The sequence below is a fragment of the Pseudooceanicola sp. NS-SX9 genome (assembly GCF_057380705.1).
Genome location: NZ_CM170818.1, coordinates 522,064 through 537,973, shown reverse-complemented (window position 1 = coordinate 537,973; position 15,910 = coordinate 522,064). Strand labels below are relative to the sequence as shown.

General features: G+C 69.3%; 17 protein-coding genes. 10 read left to right on the top strand and 7 right to left on the bottom strand.

Going from position 1 to position 15,910, the window contains the following annotated elements:
- Positions 1–3 precede the first annotated feature (3 nt).
- From AC2ITM_RS02605 to hypE, 10 genes are read left to right on the top strand one after another with little or no spacing between them, the layout of a single operon-like run.
- A complete protein-coding gene (locus AC2ITM_RS02605; RefSeq protein WP_486468284.1) occupies positions 4–390 on the top strand; it encodes a thioredoxin domain-containing protein in 387 nt (128 codons plus the stop codon).
- 1 nt (position 391) lies between these two features.
- Positions 392–1,207, top strand: coding sequence for a hydrogenase expression/formation protein (locus AC2ITM_RS02600; protein WP_486468283.1), 816 nt, complete (start codon positions 392–394; stop codon positions 1,205–1,207).
- Entirely contained in the window at positions 1,204–2,028 is an 825-nt protein-coding gene (hybE, locus tag AC2ITM_RS02595) for a [NiFe]-hydrogenase assembly chaperone HybE (protein ID WP_486468282.1), read from the top strand. The genes AC2ITM_RS02600 and hybE overlap by 4 nt, the downstream gene beginning before the upstream one ends.
- Positions 2,028–2,912: a hydrogenase expression/formation protein HupK gene (locus AC2ITM_RS02590; RefSeq protein ID WP_486469380.1), complete on the top strand. Its 885-nt coding sequence runs from the start codon at positions 2,028–2,030 to the stop codon at positions 2,910–2,912. Before hybE ends, AC2ITM_RS02590 begins: the two co-directional genes overlap by 1 nt.
- Entirely contained in the window at positions 2,905–3,246 is a 342-nt protein-coding gene (gene hypA, locus AC2ITM_RS02585) for a hydrogenase maturation nickel metallochaperone HypA (protein ID WP_486468281.1), read from the top strand. The genes AC2ITM_RS02590 and hypA overlap by 8 nt, the downstream gene beginning before the upstream one ends.
- The gene (gene hypB, locus AC2ITM_RS02580) at positions 3,246–4,172 is read left to right on the top strand and encodes a hydrogenase nickel incorporation protein HypB (protein ID WP_486468280.1); all 927 of its coding nucleotides are present in this window, start codon (positions 3,246–3,248) and stop codon (positions 4,170–4,172) included. Before hypA ends, hypB begins: the two co-directional genes overlap by 1 nt.
- Positions 4,169–5,641 carry a sigma-54-dependent transcriptional regulator gene (locus tag AC2ITM_RS02575; protein ID WP_486468279.1) on the top strand — a complete coding sequence of 491 codons (1,473 nt, stop codon included), beginning with the start codon at positions 4,169–4,171 and terminating at the stop codon, positions 5,639–5,641. The genes hypB and AC2ITM_RS02575 overlap by 4 nt, the downstream gene beginning before the upstream one ends.
- A 4-nt stretch (positions 5,642–5,645) precedes the next feature.
- Positions 5,646–5,936, top strand: a complete 291-nt coding sequence (locus AC2ITM_RS02570) for a HypC/HybG/HupF family hydrogenase formation chaperone (RefSeq protein ID WP_486468278.1) — start codon at positions 5,646–5,648, stop codon at positions 5,934–5,936.
- On the top strand, positions 5,936–7,078 hold the full coding sequence (gene hypD, locus AC2ITM_RS02565; protein WP_486468277.1) for a hydrogenase formation protein HypD: 1,143 nt from the start codon (positions 5,936–5,938) through the stop codon (positions 7,076–7,078). The genes AC2ITM_RS02570 and hypD overlap by 1 nt, the downstream gene beginning before the upstream one ends.
- A gap of 13 nt (positions 7,079–7,091) precedes the next feature.
- A complete protein-coding gene (gene hypE, locus AC2ITM_RS02560) occupies positions 7,092–8,135 on the top strand; it encodes a hydrogenase expression/formation protein HypE (RefSeq protein ID WP_486468276.1) in 1,044 nt (347 codons plus the stop codon).
- 81 nt (positions 8,136–8,216) lie between these two features.
- On the opposite strand, the gene AC2ITM_RS02555 is transcribed toward hypE, so the two are convergent.
- From AC2ITM_RS02555 to AC2ITM_RS02525, 7 genes are all read right to left on the bottom strand, one after another.
- Positions 8,217–9,497, bottom strand: coding sequence for a glycerate kinase type-2 family protein (locus tag AC2ITM_RS02555; protein ID WP_486468275.1), 1,281 nt, complete (start codon positions 9,495–9,497; stop codon positions 8,217–8,219).
- A gap of 152 nt (positions 9,498–9,649) precedes the next feature.
- Entirely contained in the window at positions 9,650–10,525 is an 876-nt protein-coding gene (locus tag AC2ITM_RS02550) for a metallophosphoesterase family protein (protein WP_486468274.1), read from the bottom strand.
- Entirely contained in the window at positions 10,522–11,499 is a 978-nt protein-coding gene (locus AC2ITM_RS02545; protein ID WP_486468273.1) for a diacylglycerol/lipid kinase family protein, read from the bottom strand. The genes AC2ITM_RS02550 and AC2ITM_RS02545 overlap by 4 nt, the downstream gene beginning before the upstream one ends.
- Positions 11,500–11,558: 59 nt before the next feature.
- Entirely contained in the window at positions 11,559–12,176 is a 618-nt protein-coding gene (locus AC2ITM_RS02540; protein WP_486468272.1) for a DUF1523 family protein, read from the bottom strand.
- Between the two features lie 13 nt (positions 12,177–12,189).
- A complete protein-coding gene (locus AC2ITM_RS02535) occupies positions 12,190–12,468 on the bottom strand; it encodes a hypothetical protein (RefSeq protein WP_486468271.1) in 279 nt (92 codons plus the stop codon).
- Positions 12,465–13,880: a DUF6638 family protein gene (locus tag AC2ITM_RS02530; protein ID WP_486468270.1), complete on the bottom strand. Its 1,416-nt coding sequence runs from the start codon at positions 13,878–13,880 to the stop codon at positions 12,465–12,467. The genes AC2ITM_RS02535 and AC2ITM_RS02530 overlap by 4 nt, the downstream gene beginning before the upstream one ends.
- Before the next feature lie 94 nt (positions 13,881–13,974).
- A complete protein-coding gene (locus AC2ITM_RS02525; RefSeq protein ID WP_486468269.1) occupies positions 13,975–15,876 on the bottom strand; it encodes an AAA family ATPase in 1,902 nt (633 codons plus the stop codon).
- Positions 15,877–15,910 lie beyond the last annotated feature (34 nt).

Sequence of the window (15,910 nt, the reverse complement as noted above, 5' to 3'; positions counted from 1 at the left end):
CCGATGACCCATCCCCTGGTGACCCGCCTGACGACCGAACTGGGCTATCCGCAGATCGACGACCTGGGCAGCTTCGACGCCTGGACCGCCAGCCCCGGCGTGCATGTCGCCTTCGTGCCCGGCGACGGCGCCCGCAACCTGGAAACCCCCGACGTGGCGATCATCCTGCCCGAGCTGCGCCAGGCCTTCCAGAATGCCTTCGACTGCGCCGTCATCGGCGATGCGATCGAAACCCCCGTCCGCGAGGACAGCGGCGTGCTGAAGACGCCCGCGCTGATCTTCTACCACGACGGCCTGTGCCTGGGCGGCATCGCCAAGGTACGCGACTGGGACGATTACATGACCCGCATTCCCCGCTTTCTCCACGCCCCTGCACAACAGGACCACTGACATGCAGAACTTCCACCTGCCCCCCATGGGCTACGGCCCCGGCTCCCAGGCCCCGGAAGAGGGCGACGAGGCCCTCGAATACCTCTCGATGCCGCAGGACATGCGGACCTATTCCATGCACCTGCCCGAGGCGATGGACGCCCCGGCAGAGGCGCTCGGGGTGCTGCTCGACGTGGCAGCCGCCTGCGAGCAGGTGGCAGCTGGCGGCGCGGCCCGGCGCTTCGATCTCTCGGCGCTCTCCCCCACCGCCCGCCGGCTGCTGTCCGAAACCCTGCAAGAGGGCGAGGTGTCGATGAAGATCCGCGACATCCCCGCCATCCGGGTGCAGGAATCGGTCTTTGCCGGGGTCTGGCAGCTGTCGGGCGCGGGCCTTGACCTGCTGGAGGTCGCCCAGGCCCCCGAGGCCGCGATCACCCGCGCCAATGCCCCCTTCCGCGCCCCCGGCAATGCCCGTCCCGGCCCCGGCGTGGTCAATGCCCCGGCGCTCTTGTCGGAACTGCTGGACCGCTCGGCGGCGGGCGTCGATCTGCACGTCATCAACCTGTCGCTGCTGCCCCATACCGAGGAAGACCTGGCCTGGCTCTCGGACCGGCTGGGCGAGGGCAGCGTCGACATCCTGTCGCGCGGCTACGGCAACTGCCGGATCACCGCCACCGCCCTGCCGCGCTGCTGGCACGTGCAGTTCTACAACTCGACCGACCAGCTGATCCTGAACACCTACGAAGTCACCGCCATGCCGCAGGTCGTGCTGGCCGCCCGCGAGGATCTGGCCGACAGCGCCGAGCGCCTGCGCGAAGTGGTCGAGGCGATCCGATGAGCGGCTTCGAGGGTTCGTACCTGGGGGCATCCGACCGGATCAGCCCGCAGGCCGTGATGGAATGCAAGGTCTGCTGGACCCCCTATGACCCGGCGATCGGCGACGAGACCCGCCAGATCGACCCCGGCACCCCCTTCACCGCCCTGCCCGGCGACTGGAGCTGCCCGACCTGCTCGGCGCCCGCCGAACAGTTCATGGTGCTGGAGGACCCCGGTGCCGCCGACCTGCTGGAAACCAACCGCATCAACGCCATGACCGCGCGCCTGGTGGACGATTTCAACGAGGTCTGGCATTCCAAGATGCGCGACGTGCCGCTGGTCAACAAGGCGCTGCGGGTCGAGGCCGTGGGCTTTCGCGCCCACGAAGGCCACGTTCTGGGGGTGCTGATCAGCCCCTGGTTCATGAACCTGATCCTGCTGCCCGACGGCCAGGCATGGGATCTGACGGCGGGCGAGAAGGAAGTGATCGAATTCCCCTCGGGTGATTACGAATTCACCCACAACAGCCGGGCGCTGACCGGGCCCTACAAGGCCTGTTCGCTGTTCTCTCCGATGGGAGAGTTCACCCGCCACAAGGATGCGGTCGAGGTGGCCGAAGCGGTGATGCTGGCGCTGTTCGACGGTGCGAACCGCGCCGAGACCGACCGCTCCGCCGACATCCGCGCCGCCCGCGAGGCCGAGCTGGCCGCAGCCGAAGCCGCAACGGCCGAGGCCACCGCCGCCGCCGAAGAGCCCCCCGTGCCGATCCTGTCACAGCGCCCCTCGCGCCGGGCGCTGCTGACCGCGGGGATGGCGCAGGCCCCGGAAGACACGGTGGAGTGATGGACACCGCCGCCCCCCTGTCGCCCGTGCTGCGCGCCTGTGCGGCCCCCGGTCCCGACCTGGGCCCCGTGGTGCAGGACATGGCCCCCGAGGCGCTGGCCGCGCTGCTGCCGCGGCTTTTCGCGCTGTGCCGGGCGGCGCAGGGGGCGGCGGTGAACGCGGCACTTGGCCTGCCGGCCGACCCCTCGGGCATCGCGCGCGAGGTGCTGCGCGACCATCTGATGAAGCTCTGCCTGGGCTGGCCCCGGCTGCTGGACCTGCCTCCCCTGCCGCTGCCACCCCTCTGGGCGCAGGGCAAGGGGGTCGCCGAAACCCTGTTCGGGCCCGCCGCCCGCGCGCCCCGCACCGGCGCCGAGATGCTGGCCTTTCTCTCCTCTTCCCAAGGTGTTGCTGTGGTCCTCGCACCCATCGCCGCAGCCTTCGCCAAGGGAGAGGCCGTGGCCGGGGACCTACCCCCGGCCACCCCCCATTCGCTGCTGCAGGACCACCCGCAGGAGAATTCCGTCGCCACGCGCCATCTGGACCACCCCGCGATGCGGGCGCTGGAAGAGGCATGGGGTCGCGGCCCCTTGTGGCGCGCCTGCGCCCGGCTTTACGATGTCGAGGCCGCGTTGCAGGACCGCCTGCCCGCCATCGCCATCCCCGCCCCCGGAACGGCCGTGGTGCCCGCCACCCGCGGGTTCTACGCCATCCGCGTCGAGACCGCCGGAGCCAAAGTGACCCGCCTGACCCGCATCACCCCCACCGACAGCCTGCTGGCCCCGGGCGGCGTGATGGAGCGGACGCTGGCCAGCCTGCCCGCTGCCAGGGCGGATCTGGCGCCGCTGGTGCTTGATATCCTCGACCCCTGTTCGCCTGTCACGCTGGAGGCCATCGATGCATGAAATGTCGCTGTGCGAGGGCATCCGCCGGGTCGTGGACCAAGCCGCCGACCGCCCCGACGTGGCCCGCGTCACCCGCGTGCGGCTGGAAATCGGCCGCTTCGCCGGGGTGGAAAAGCCCGCGCTCGACTTTGCCTGGCAGGTGGTGATGCGCGGTTCCAAGGCGGAAGGCGCCGTGCTGGAAATGATCGACCTGCCCGGACGCGCCATGTGCTATGACTGCATGGTCCCGGTCGAGATCGAGAACCGTCTGGATTCCTGCCCGCTGTGCGGCGGGGGGAAACTGCTGCCCCAGGGCGGCGATGAATTGCAGATCAAGGACATGGAGGTCATCTGATGTGCACCGTTTGCGGCTGCGGCGACGCCCGGCTGGCCCATGATCACCCCCACGACCATGGCCATTCCCACCCTCACGACCACGCGCATGACCACGCCCACGACCATGGGCACGGGCATTCCCATGATCATGACCATGACCATGACCATGACCATGACCATGATCACGGGCACTCTCATGGCCACCCCCATGGCCATTCCCACGACATCCACCTGGGTCACGGCCCCGCCGGCACCGAGGTGCCTGGCATGTCGCAGGAACGCCTGATCGAGATCGAGACCGGCATCCTGTCGCAGAACGACCGCTACGCGCAGGTCAACCGCGCCCGGCTTCAGGCGCTCGGCAGTCTGGCGGTGAACCTTGTGTCCTCGCCCGGCTCGGGCAAGACGACGCTGCTGTGTGCCACGATCCGCGCCATGGAAGGCCCCGTCGCGGTGATCGAGGGCGACCAGCAGACCACCAACGACGCCGACCGCATCCGCGCCACCGGCGCCCCGGCGGTGCAGATCAACACCGGCAAGGGCTGCCATCTGGACGCCCATATGGTGGGCCATGCGCTGGACCACCTGAACCCCGCCCCCGAAACCACGCTGTTCATCGAGAACGTCGGCAACCTGGTCTGCCCCGCCGCCTTCGACCTGGGCGAGGATGCCAAGATCGCCATCCTCTCGGTCACGGAAGGCGAGGACAAGCCGCTGAAATACCCCGACATGTTCACCGCCGCGCGGCTGGCGATCCTCAACAAGACCGACCTTGCGCCGCATTGCGACGTGGATCTGGACCTGTACGAGGCCAACCTGCGCCGGGTGAATCCGCTGATCCAGATCCTGCGCGTCTCGGCCCGCACCGGCGAGGGGCTGGACCAGTGGATCGCCTGGCTGCGGAACGAGGCCCAGGCCAAGCGCCGGACCCTGGCCGCACAATGAGCACATCGCTCCCCACCATCCTGGTCGTCGATGACGAGCCGCATTCCGTCGCCGCCATGCGGATGGCGCTGGAGGACGATTTCCACGTCCTCGAGGCCCAGGACGCGGCCGAAGCCTGGCACCTGATGGAGGAGCACTGGGTTCAGGTCGTGGTCTCGGACCAGCGGATGCCGGGCAAGACCGGCATCGAACTGCTGACCGAGGTCCGCGACCGCTGGCCCGACACGGTGCGCATCATCGTCACCGGCTATACCGAGACCGCCGACATGATCCAGGCCATCAACGAGGCCGGGATCTACCAGTTCATCACCAAGCCCTGGCACCCCGACCAGCTGCTGATGGCGGTGAAGAATGCCGCGCGCCTGTTCGAACTGGCGCGCGACCACGAACGCATGACGCTGGAAATGCGCTACCTCGGCACTGCGGCCTCGGCCCGGACCGAGGAACGCCGCCGGCTGCTGCAGGCGGGGCTGGGCTTCGAGAAGGTGCTGCGCGGCCCGAATTCGGCGCTGAACGCGACGATCGCGCTGGCGCGTCATTTCGCCAGCTTCGACGTGCCGGTGCTGATCACCGGCGAACCGGGCACCGGCAAGACCGATCTGGCACGGGCGATGCACTATGGCTCGCTGCGGGCGGACCGGCCGTTCCATGCGCTGAACTGCGCGGGCCTGGGCGACGAGGCCCTGCAGGCGGAACTGTTCGGCGCGCGGCGCGGCGCCCTGCCCGGCATCACCCAGACGCGCGCCGGGCTGTTGCAGAAGGCCGACCGCGGCACCGTCTTCCTGAACGGCGTCGATGCGCTGTCGCCTGCCATGCAGGTGGCGCTGCTGCGGGTGCTGTCGGAAGGGGCGTTCCAGCCCTTCGGCGCCCATGAAACCCTGACCACCAGCGCCCGCATCATCGCCGGATCGCACCGCGACCTGCGGGTGCGCGTGGCCAGCGGCCAGTTCCGCAGCGACCTTTACTATGCGCTGCAGGTGACGGAACTGTCGATGCCGCCCCTGCGCGCGCGCAGCGAAGACATCGGCATCCTGGCCGAACGCTTCCTGCACGAGGCCGCCAGCGAACACGGCAAAGCGGCCCGCGGTCTTGCCGCCGATGCCATCGCCTTCCTGCAGGCCTATGACTGGCCCGGCAACCTGCCAGAGCTGCGCAACGAGGTGACAAGGATGCTGATCCTGGCGCAGGACATGACCCTGGGCGCCGATCTGATTTCCCGCCACATCCTGCAATCGCGCGATCCCCGTGAAGAGGAACACGGCTCTTTCCCGGCTCTCAGCCAGCTTGAGGGCACGCTGAAGGACCGGGTCGAGATCATGGAGATGCGCATCCTGGGCGAGACCCTGACCCGGCTGAAGTGGAACAAGTCCCGCGCCGCCACCGAACTGGGCCTGTCGCGCGTCGGCCTTCGGGCCAAGCTTGACCGCTACGGGATCGAACCCCACGCCGCCATTTCCGAAGAGGACTGAACCCATGTGCCTTGGCATTCCCGGCCAGATCACGGCCATCACCGACGCCGCCCGGCAGATGGGCCTGGCGGATGTTTCCGGCGTGAAACGAGAGGTCTCGCTGGCCTGCGTCGCCGACCGCCCGCTGGCGGATCTGGTGGGCGAATGGGTGCTGATCCATGTGGGCTTTGCCATGGCGGTGATCGACGCGGACGAGGCCGCCCAGACCCTGGCCGCCCTTGAATCCCTGGGCGAGGCACAGGAAGCCCTGGACCAGATGGCCGAGGGCGAACGGGCCCTGGCAGGAGACGCCTGATGCGCTATGTCGAGGAATTCCGCGACCCGACCAAGGCGCGCGCGCTGCTGTCGGCCATCGCCCACGAGGCCCAGACCATCGGCGCCACCGCCGAAAACCCCATCCGCATCATGGAGATCTGCGGCGGCCACACGCATGCGATCTTCCGCTATGGCCTCGACAAGCTGGTGCATGAGGGGATCGAGTTCATCCACGGCCCCGGCTGCCCGGTCTGCGTGCTGCCGATGTCGCGCGTCGACGAGGCGGTCGAGATCGCCCGCCGCCCGGGCGTGATCTTCACCAGCTTCGGCGATGCCATGCGGGTGCCGGGATCCAAGGGCTCGCTTCTGCAGGCCAAGGCCGAGGGCGCCGATGTGCGCACCGTCTATTCGCCGCTCGACGCGCTGGAACTGGCGCGCCGCAACCCCGACCGAGAGGTCGTCTTTTTCGGCCTCGGCTTCGAGACCACGACCCCCTCGACCGCCCTCACCATCCAGGTCGCCGCGCGCGAGCAGATCCCGAACTTTACCGTCTTTTGCAACCACATCACCGTGCCGCCGCCGATCAAGGCGCTGCTGGATGATCCCTACATGCAGCTGGACGGGTTCGTGGGCCCGGGGCATGTCTCGATGGTGATCGGCGTGCATCCTTACGATTTCATCGCCCGCGACTATGGCAAGCCGCTGGTCGTGGCGGGGTTCGAACCCCTCGATCTGCTGCAATCGGTGCTGATGGTGCTGCGCCAGATCCGCCAGGGCCGCGCCGAGATCGAGAACCAGTATGCCCGCGTCGTGCCCGAACACGGCAACCCGGTGTCGATCGCGGCCATGGCCGATGTCTATGAACCGCGCCCCAGCTTCGAATGGCGGGGCCTCGGGGAAATCGACGCCTCGGGGCTGCGCATCCGCGATACCTACCTAGCCTTTGATGCGGAAACGAAATTCGGTGTGGGCTATGCGGCGTCCTCGGGGCGCACCCCCGTCCCCGAACCCGAGGGCTGCGCCTGCGGCAAGGTGATGACGGGGCGGCTGAAACCCACCGCCTGCCCGCAGTTCGGCCGCGGCTGCACCCCCGACACGCCGCTGGGCGCGCTGATGGTCAGCTCCGAAGGGGCCTGTGCGGCCTACTGGACCTATGGCGGTGCCCGCCTGGCGGCGGAATAGAAGGACCCCCAAGATGAACGCCGAAACCAAGCCCTCGCGGCTGCGCGACACCCGCATCACCATGGCCCATGGCGGCGGCGGGCGGGCCATGCGCGACCTCATCGAAGAGGTCTTCACCGATGTCTTCCGCCCCGACAGCGACGAGGATCAGGCCCGCCTGACCTCTGACGCGCTGCGCGAACCGGGCGCGCGCCTCGCTTTCACCACCGACAGTTTCGTCGTCACGCCGCTGGAATTCCCCGGTGGCGACATCGGCAAGCTGGCGGTCTGCGGCACCGTCAACGACCTGGCCGTGGGGGGCGCGAAACCCTTGTGGCTGTCCGCCGCCTTCATCATCGAGGAAGGCACCGAGATCGCCCAGCTGAAGCGCATCGTCGCCTCGATGGCGCGCGAGGCCGCCCATGCCGGCGTGCGCATCGTGACGGGCGACACCAAGGTCGTCGGGCGCGGGTCCGGCGATGGGGTGTTCATCACCACCTCGGGCGTGGGGGTCATCCCGCCCGGCCGCGACATGGCCGCCCGGCAGATCCGCCCCGGCGACGTGGCGATCGTCAACGGTGTCCTTGGCGATCACGGCGCGACGATCCTGGCGGCACGCGGCGATCTGGCGCTGTCCTCGCCGCTGCAATCGGACTGCCAGTCGCTGAACGGCCTGATCGAGGCCGTGCTCTCGGCCGCCCCCGCCACCCGCGCGGCGCGCGATGCGACCCGTGGCGGCCTGGCCTCGACCCTCAACGAGATGGCAATGACCGCCGGCGTCACCGTCGAGCTGGACGAGACCACCCTGCCGCTGCGCCCCGAAGTCCGCGGCATGTGCGAGATCCTGGGCCTCGATCCGCTCTACCTCGCGAACGAGGGCACGCTGGTCCTCTTCACCCCCGCGGATCAGGCCCAGGCGGCGCTTGCGGCGATGCGCGCAACTAAGGCCGGCCGCGATGCCTGCATCATCGGACGCGCGGTGGAAAAGGGCCCGATCCCCGTCACCCTGCGCACCGCCTTCGGCGGCACCCGCATCGTCGACATGCTGGTGGGGGAACAACTGCCGCGCATCTGCTAGGCCCGCATCAACGGAGGCCCAATCTGCATGGGTCTCATCTGCCAGGCCCCATCCGCCGTGCCCTCACCCGCCGGGGCTTTTTCACGGCGCCTTCACCAGGATCGCCCTGAAATCATTCACGTTCGTCCCCGTCGGACCGGGGGCGAACAGCGCCTCGGCGGCTTCGAAGGCGGTATAGGCATCGTTGTTGGACAGCGCCTCGGCCGGATCGATCCCCTCGGCCCGCATCCAGTCGGCGGTCTGCCCGCTGGCAAAGGCCCCGGCATTGTCCTCGGATCCGTCGATGCCGTCGGTATCGGCGGCCAGCGCCACGATGCCCTCCTGCCCCTCGATCTCCAGCGCGAAGCTCAGCAGGAACTCGGTGTTGCGCCCCCCCCGGCCCCGGCCCTTCAGGGTCACCGTGGTCTCGCCCCCCGACAGGATCAGCACCGGCGGGGCGAAGGGACGGCCCTTCGCGCGCACCTCGCGGGCGATGGCGGCCTGCACGCGACCCACCTCGCGCGCCTCGCCCTCCATCGCATCCGACAGGATGACGGCGGGAATGCCACGCGCCTGCGACAGCGCCGCCGCCGCCTCGAGCGACCGCGCGGCCGATGCGATGACCGTCACGCTGTTGCCGGCAAAGACCGGATCGTCGGGCCTGGGCGCATCCTCGGGCGCGGTCTCCAGGAAATGCCGGATGCGGCGCGGCAGCTCGATCCCGTAACGGCGTACGGCGGCAAGCGCCTGTGCGCGCCCCTTGCGGCAGGGCACTGTGGGCCCCGAGGCAACCTCTTCAGGCGCATCCCCCGGTACGTCCGACACGATCAGGCTGACCACCCGCGCGGGTGCGGCGGCCGCAGCCAAACGCCCCCCCTTCACCCGGCTGACCTGCTTGCGAATGGCGTTCATCGCCCCGATCGGCGCGCCTGATGCCAGCAGAGCGGCATTCAGCGCCTGCTCGTCCTCCAGGCTCAGATCCCCCGGGGGCGCGGCCAGCAGCGCCGACCCGCCACCGGTGATCAGCGCCACCACCAGATCGTCGGGCCCAAGCCCCTCCAGCAGCGCCAGGATCTTCTGCGTGGCTTCCTCTCCCGCGGCATCGGGGACCGGATGCGCCGCTTCCAGAACCTCAAGGTGCCTGCAGGGCACTGCATAGCCGTAACGCGTCACCACGATGCCCTCGGGTGGCGCGTGCCCGGCAGCCTCCCAGGCCCCCTCGAAGGCCCGCGCCAGCTGCGCCGCCCCCTTGCCCGCCCCGATAACGACGACACGGCCCGCCGGCGCTTCGGGCAGATAGCCCTGCAACGCCTCGGCAGGATCGGCCGCCGCAACAGCGGCCTCGAAGAGCTCGGTCAGGAAGACGCGGTCGGCCTCGTCCATGGCACGCTCCTTGTGAATGGGATCTGCGATCATCGCGAAAGCTTACCCCCGCCCCGCCGCCGCCGCCAAGCCCCTGTGCAGCGACCGCCTCCGGCGGGAGTATTTATGGCCAGATGACAGGGAAGCCACGGCGCATCGCGGCACCGCCCCCTTCATTTTCTTGTTCCAAATACCTCGGGGGAGTCTCCGAAGGAGACGGGGGCAGAGCCCCCCGCCCCGGCCGGAAACAGGCTATGCGCCGCGCCGCTGCGCAACCAGCCGCCGGGCTCGCGCCGGAAGGAATTGCTGCGCCCGGGCGCAAAGCGATCCACACCCTCGGCCGACCATTCGGTGACCCGCAGCCGGTCTCCGGACAGATCGAGCATGTTGAAGGTGTTGGTCTCGCCGCGGCGGCGCGTCGACAGCCCCGTTCCGGCCTGCACGAACAGCAGACCCGGGGCGGCTCGGAAGGGAGCGGTGCCGGCGCGGTGCAGGTGTCCTGAAAGCACGACGTCGGCGCCGCAATCTGCCAGCCCCCGCAATGCCCGGCCGGCGCCGCGCATCGGGCGCTTGCGCACCTCGGGGCCATGTTCCAGCGGGTGGTGCAGCACGACGACGCGCAGCCGGTCCCCCGCCCCCTCGAATGCCGTGCAAACCCGGCGCAGCGCGCGGTCGCGGAACCGCCCCTGCTGCCAGGCCCAGGGATTGACCGTGTTCACCCCAACCACCGACAGCGCCTGGTCCTGGTAGAGCGGTTCCAGATCCCGGTCGATGTGGCGGCGGTAGCGGCCGAAGGGATGCAGGAAGCGCAGCACCACATTGTCGAGCGGCGTATCGTGATTGCCCGGCACGCACAGCAGCGGCGCCCGGATCTGTTCCAGGAACGCCTGGGCGCGGCGGAACTGCTCGGTCCGGGCGCGTTGGGTGAAATCACCCGAAACCACCACCAGGTCCGGCCGGGTGCGGGCGATCACCTGCAAGAGCGGCGCCTCCAGCGCCGGCTCGCTGCGGCCGAAATGCAGATCCGACAGGTGCAGGATGCGGGTCATGACGGGCCCCCGGCCGGGGTGCCGGGCAGCAGAAGGCGCAGCGGGCGGGTCTCCATCCGGAAGGTGAAGGGGCTGTGATCGGGGCGTTTCTCGCCGTCGAAGGCGACCAGCGTGCGGGGTTTCGCGGTTTCCACCACCAGTTCCCGCGCCGAGATCAGATCGTAGTCGCGCCCCTGCTGCATCCGCTTCGTCACCAGCCGCCAGGCCAGCCGGAACAGCGCCGCGCGCGTCTCTCCCCGGCCGACCAGCACGGCAAAGGCATCGTCATGGATCGCCTCGGCGCCCTGCAGACCGAAGGCCTCCAGCTGGAAGGCCGAGCGCGCGACGAAAAGCAGCGGCGTGCGGACCTCTCTCGTGGAGCCGTCGCAGGTCAGGCGCATCCGCATCGGGCGCTGGAAGCCCCAGAAAGTGCGCACCACAGACCAGTGCGCCATCAGGCGGCGGCGGCCCCAGCGGGCATAGACATCCTCTCGTTCCTTCAGGATGCGGGGGTAGATCCCGAGGCTGGCATTGTTGAGGAACACCTGACCGTCGACCGTACCGATGCGGATGTCGCGGGGGGTGCCTGCCAGCAGGGCACGGGCGGCATCCGCCGCTTCCTCCGGCAGGCCCACGCCCCGGGCGAAGTAGTTGAAGGTGCCAAGCGGAAGCACCGCGAAATTGACCTCGCGGCCCAGCACGGCCTGGGCGACCGCCATGGCGGTGCCGTCGCCGCCCGCCGCCACGATGGTGCGGGCGCCCTCGGCGAGGGCCTTCTCGACCAGCCCGCCCAGATCCTCGTCAGTGTCCCAGTGATGCAGCCGCGCCTCGGGACCAAAGACCGCCATGGCGCGGTCGATGGCCTCGGCGTCGCGGGCATTGGTACCGGACTTGCGGTTCGCAAGGATCGCAACCGGAGTGAGGGACGCCGCGGCCTGGGCGGCGGCGGCCTCGGGGCGGAAGTGCTCCGCCGGGGAAATCTGGCTGATGGCCATGCGGCCCTCCTGCGTTGACATCCAGATCCAACGCGGAAGGGCCCCTGCGGGTTGCGCGCTTATTTCCCGCGCGAGAAGATCCGCCGCAGTTTCGAGCGTCCGGCATAGATCCCGTCGCCCACGTCTTCCATCATCGGGTCCACCCGGCGGTCCCAGAAGCGCAGCACCCGCACGCGGATCGCCCAGACCAGCGCGATGAACAGCGCGATGACGATGGTGTTGAACCACGGCAGGCCGGTGTCGTCAGGCCCCGAGACCGCCTTGACGCGCACCGCATTGGGGAAGATCGACAGGAATTCGTTGCGCCAGCCGTAATGGGTGACGCGCACCCATTTCGGATTGTCCGAGGTCGATTTCAGATCCGCGGCCTCGGTCTGAAGATTGTTGGTGTTGAACTTGAAATAGGGCGGCCAGCCCCAGCCGGTGTCCTCGTTGCGGAAGACCAGCGGCTTGCCGTTGGCGCGGATGGTCTGGATGAAGAAGACATCGCGGTTGGTCGAATTGGCGCCATTGCCCGCCCCGGATTTCGACCAGAACAGGGAATTGTCGCCGAAATCGATGCGCTTTTCGAAGGTGTCGGTGATCCGTACCACGTCATGCTGGGGCAAGGTGTAATCGAAGAACGTTGCCACGATCAGGACCAGGATGATCCGGACGGCCCATTTCACGTAACGCATTGGCGGTCTCTCCTTACATGTAATTCTGGGCGTATATGATGAGGGCAAGAATGACCACCGGCAGGATCACGATCAGGGCAATCAGCCGGCGGCGAAAGCTGTGGTCATAGGCATCAAGGCCGCGGTCGACGAAATCGTCCTCGGCCTGTTCGTCATGGGGGCCGGGATGGGCGCGGTCCCAGTCGCGTTCCAGCTGGCGGCGGGCCCGGTGGCGGGCGCGCAGCACGGCGATGCGATAGGCCAGCGCCAGCACCAGCGCGGCCGGCACCAGAAAGCGCAGGAAAGCGATCATGTCCGCCGCCCGCGCACCGCGCCCCAGGGGCCCACCCGGGCGATCAGGTCATCCTTCGGGGCGGGCTTGGGGCCGGGTTTCGGATGCAGGCCACCCAGGCCGGGACTGTCCCCGGCACCCGTGCTGCCCCAGGGGCCGCGTGCGGGGCGCCGGGGTTCCTCCATCGCGGGTTCATGCCCGAAAAGGGCGGCTCGCGTGCCCGCCTTGTCGACGGCATATTCCTGCGCCAGCAGATCCGCGACCCAGGCCTGTTTGGTCGCCGACCAGCCCTGCCACAGCCGGTAGAACAGCGGCTTGTGACAGATGAACAGCTGGCGGACGTCGCGCGGCGTCAGCTCGGCCAGCAGCATGTTCACCAGGTCCTCGTCCGGGCCTTCGGCGGCGCGCAGGGCGTAGAAATAGCCCGCAGCCCCGGGATCGGGCAGCCCGGTCGCCCCCTCGACCATGCGGCGCAGGGCGTGGTATTCGGGCGGCAGGACATCCGCATGGATGCGGGCGATGCGGCGCAGGTCCTGGCGGTCCGCCCCCTGCAGATCGATGCCGGAATGCTGGGCCACGTCGACGGTGATGAAGTCCATCTTCTGGCGCAGGATCGCCGCCCCATCGATGCCGCGGGCATGCAGGACGGGCTCGGCCAGACCATTGACGCTGAGGAACCGCGCCACTGCAGCGCGATCCGCCAGCGCGATGACCGGCAGCGGGATACCCTGCAGCCGCGCCGGTTCCACCGCCAGCACCGCCGGCTCGCGGACATTGCGGAACAGGTAGGTCCCGCCGAAATGCGCGCTCCAGAAGCTCGGCTGCTCGTAGCTGTCCGATGTCAGCCGCACCGGCGTCCGGCTGACGTCGCCGGTCTGGCCGGCGACCCGGATCAGCTCTTCGATCAGCGCCGCGTCATGCCAGCCCCCCGGCTCGCCCAGAAACCGGTCCGACAGCTGCGCCAGCCGCTCGGCCGCGCGCAGCACCCCGGATGTGGTGTCGGCCTCGACCCGGACCTTGCGGATCTCGGCCAGCCGGGCGGGGCTGTCGATCGAGAAGACGGAATTCACCAGCTCTCCGGCCACGGCATCGCGGGCGGTCAGGGCAAACAGGGCCTCCTCGTTGGCCTCGATGAACCGCCGCAGGATCGACCGCGAAGTCGAGAACTTCGCCTCAAGCAAGGGCGCCGTCTTCTGCCGCACCGACAGCAGGATGAACTGCCGGTTCACCCCCCGAGGGTTCAGGTACCCCGGATCCCCCAGCTCCTCGCCCACCTCGGGCGAATAGCCCGACAGGTCGATGTGGAACTCCCGCAGCGCCGTTTCCCGGCCCGTCAGATGCCGCAGCGCCCGCGCATAGCGCTCGGCCAGCGCGGGGGTGTCGACGCGGAACAGGTTGCCGTAGATCAGCCCCTTCTCCAGCAGCAGGTTCATCGCCATTCCTCCCCCAGGGTGCCACCAGCCCGCCCCGGTCGCCGACAGGCGGCCCGGGCAGCGCCGGCCGGGCCCTTCGGGGCGCGGGCGGCGCTCACGCCCGTCCCCCGCGATAGCGCCGCTGCGCCTCCTCGGCCCGTCCCATCTCGCGCACCATCTCCGAAATCGCCGCCTCGTCGCTGGCACCGGCATAGCGCAGCTCGCTGTCGGCATAGCGATTGATCTCCTGCAGCAGCATCTGCGCGCTGACCGGCTGACGCAACTCTTCGATCATCGCGCGTTTCGTCGCATAGTCGCGGCGCAGGAACACCTGCGGATCGCTCATCCACGCATCAGGCAGTTCCACATCCAGCGACCGCGCCTTCACCGCATCGGTGATGTTCTTCACCGCCCGCCCGGTGAACCGCGGATCCAGCTCCTGGATGGCCTTCAGATAGGCACCGATCCTGGCCAGGGTATCCAGCCGCCCCAGCCGCCCCTCGACCTCGGCCATCACCGCCGCCAGAGCCCCCTCCTGCGGACGGTCATGGCCCGCATGGCTCTGCGCCACGGCGCGGCGGATCTCCTGCGCGGCCAGCAGATCGTGGTCGCCCAGCGGAATGCCATGCCCCTCGCCCATCAGCACCGCCAGCAGATCGGTGTAATCGGCGCGGCTTTCCGGACCATCGATGGCAAACCGCGCCCCGGCACGCTGCCGCAACGCATCATCGACCCGCTCGGGATGGTTGGAAAACAGCCCAAAGCTGCAATTGCCGCGCACCACCGTCCCCGCCCCCGCAAAGGCCTGCATCAGCACCGCCGTGATCTCCTGCTGCCCGGCCGAGGCCTGACGGTCCCCCCGCCGCCCCGCCACCTGATCCACATCGTCAATGGTGCCGAACCCGATCACCCCGGGATCCGTCACCTCCTCGATGAAGGCACGGGCATTCTGCCCCGATTTCCCCTGATAGCTGTCGACCGCCTCGACCGAGAGGTTCCGGTAGCGGAACGGATAGCCCGCAACCTCGCAATACTCATGCAGCAAGCCCGCCATCATCCGGATCAGCGTGGTCTTGCCGGTGCCCGGCCTGCCGTCCCCCAGAAAGGTGAAGGCAAAGCCCCCCATCTCGGCAAAGGGATTCATCCGGCGCTCGAAATCATAGGCCATCAGCATCCGCGCCAGCTTCATCGCCCGGTACTTGGCCAGCGCATTGCCGACCACCTCGCGCGGGCGGACGAACTCCATCTCCAGCCGCGACGACGGCCTGCGCCCGGCCGGATCAAAGCCCCGGATCACCAGATCGTCCGCCTCGATCCGCCAGGCCCGCCCGGCAAAGCCCGCAACCTCGGCCGTCCCGGCCCGCAGCGCCACCGCATCGCGCAGCCGCGCGGCAAAGCCCGCCACCACCGGCACGGGATCGGCGACACCTTCCAGCAACCCGTCCAGTTCCCACAGCGCCCCCTGCAGGGCCAGAGGCGCGTTCTCCGTCAGGATCTCCCGCGGCGCCCCTCCTTCGGGCAAGGCCCCCTCCAGCTGCGGTGCCAGCAGGAAGGCCAGCGCATTGCCAAAGACATGCAGGCCCACCAGCGCCTCGGCCTCCAGCAGCCGCGCGAACTCGGCCCGGCGCGCCGCGGGCACGCCCGCCTCGCGGTTCGCCCGCTTCATTGCCTCCAGCCCCGACACGGCGGCAAACTGATCCCCAAGCGCCATCGAAATCGCCAGCGCCCGCCGCAGTGCCCGTGCCAGCCCCGCCTGCCCGGGCGAAATCAGCAGATCCCCCTCGGCGCCCCGGATCCGCTCCAGCAGATGCACGCCATTGCCCCGCCCCGTCCGCGCCGCCGCCAGCCCCGGCGTGGTCGAACGAAACGGCCGGTGCCCCGGCACCCCGCGTGCCGCCACCACAGACCCCGCCGCCACCCGGGGCGCATGATCGAACCCCGTCAGCAGCGCCTCGGCGCCCGGATATTTCCCCCGGATCTCCGCCTCGGCCAGCGCCATCACATCCAGATCCGACATGCCCCGCCTTTCATCTTTCCCCAAATATGCATGA